Below are 1,850 nucleotides of genomic sequence, written 5' to 3' on the forward strand. Positions count from 1 at the left end.
GAATCCTAAAAGAGTTATTACACCCATAATTAAAGCTTCACTCCATGTCTTAGAGGAGAAGCTTCCCATGAGCCAAAAGACAATTGAAGCCACTTCGTCTCCTGCTATGTATTTTGTGAATGTGAGCCCTGCAGAAAAAAAGGCCCCTATGATTACTCCTGACAGTATGAGTGACACAGAGTTTATCTTTCCTCCGAAGGTGGCCATTTTCAGCACCATACTGAGACTTATCACAGCAAAGACAAAGGCCATGAGCTGTACGGTGAAACCTCCTAAAAAACTCAGTTTCAGTATTATGGCAAGGGCCGCTCCGAATGAAGCTCCTGCTGATATCCCCAGGGTATAGGGGTCTGCCAGGGGATTTAAAAGCACTCCCTGAAACACTAGACCACTCAGACTGAGAGCAGCTCCTGCAATCATTGATACCACTATACGGGGAAGTCTCACCTCCCTCACTATAATCCATTCTGTCATTCCCGTTTTTTCAGGATCCAGATTAAATAATATTTCAAAAACATCCTTTACAGGGATTTTAATATATCCCATACCGGCATATACTAAAAGAGTTATAGAGAAGATGCCCAACCCAGAGATGAGCCATATTCTAAACCTTTTTTTTTCCATTTCAAACACCACTTCCTATGCAACTTTTGTATATTATATCATAACATTATGATGATTTATAGTATTCTTAAAAGGTGGAGTCAGATGCTTTTTAGTATCTCATCTTTTTTATTTCCCATGTTTTCTTCTTCAGAGTTCAGAGCCCTGTTGATATGCCTGACAAATATCTGCTGTATATCAGGAAGCTCTCCCATACCCTTCATAATTACTTCTACGGAAACCCCCTCCTTTTCCAGAGTCTCTCTCCATTCTCCATTTATATCCTCCACTGCATGATTCCCGGCCACTATCATGAATGGAACAAGGGTAACCTTATTGACACCTTTTTTCCTCAGTTGTGGAATCAGATCGTCTAAAGCCGGGTACCCTTCTACAGTTCCCACATAGAATCCTTCCATCCCCCTCATATTGAAAACTGTCTGAAGCATACCATAGGCAGAATTAGAGTGATGTCTTGTCCCGTGACCTGCCAAAACTACAGCACCCTCTATACTTCCAAACTCCCTTTTGAAAATATCGGCAGTTTCAATATAATCCTCCGGCGAAGTCAGGAGTGGTTCTCCCACTTTTATCTCTTGAAAATCATCTTTAAAATATCTCAGCTCATCTTTCAGATGTTCTCCTTCGAGTCCGTTTATCACATGACTTGCCTGAACTACTATATGAGTAAAGCCCTCTTGGGCCATGAGCCTCAGAGCCTCTTTGGGGGTGTTTTTTCTGATTTCTTCTTTTTTATAGATTCTTTTTATTATCATTCTGGATGTATAAGCTTCCCTTACCTGAAACTCTCGAAATTTTTCGGCTATATTCATATTTATGGAGTCTAGAGTCTTCTTTCGCACTTCTTCTTTTACCGTCCCAAAATGCACCATCAGAATACCCTTTTTATTCTTTTTACATAGATCAAAATTATTTTCTGATTTGTTTTCCTTTATCATCTTACCCTTTGCCTCCTTATTCTATACAATCAGAGAAACCAACATTCACAGCCTCATAATATTATTATAGAATTGAAACTCTATATATTTATTATCAGCTATTATTCTTAAAATATCAACTAATTTCCCCATGGTTCTGGTGGAGCAACGGATTTTTTTCACACTGTTTCAAACTTTCTTCTGAGCGAATAAAAAATGCAGACAGAATTTCTGCCTGCATAAAATTATTACTCTTGACCTGCAGCATATTCTTTTTTCTTCTTTGCCATATCCTCTGCCTCGTTTTCC

Annotated in this window: 2 protein-coding genes; both read right to left on the minus strand. The window is 39.1% G+C overall.

Going from position 1 to position 1,850, the window contains the following annotated elements:
- Positions 1 to 624, minus strand: a 624-nt coding sequence (locus ABZA26_RS14150) for a FecCD family ABC transporter permease (protein ID WP_372715136.1), incomplete at its 3' end; no start/stop codon positions are given.
- 80 nt (positions 625 to 704) lie between these two features.
- Entirely contained in the window at positions 705 to 1,562 is an 858-nt protein-coding gene (locus ABZA26_RS14155) for a sirohydrochlorin cobaltochelatase (RefSeq protein ID WP_372715137.1), read from the minus strand.
- Positions 1,563 to 1,850: the final 288 nt, after the last annotated feature.

The organism is Ilyobacter sp., assembly GCF_041583315.1.
Lineage (GTDB): Bacteria > Fusobacteriota > Fusobacteriia > Fusobacteriales > Fusobacteriaceae > Ilyobacter.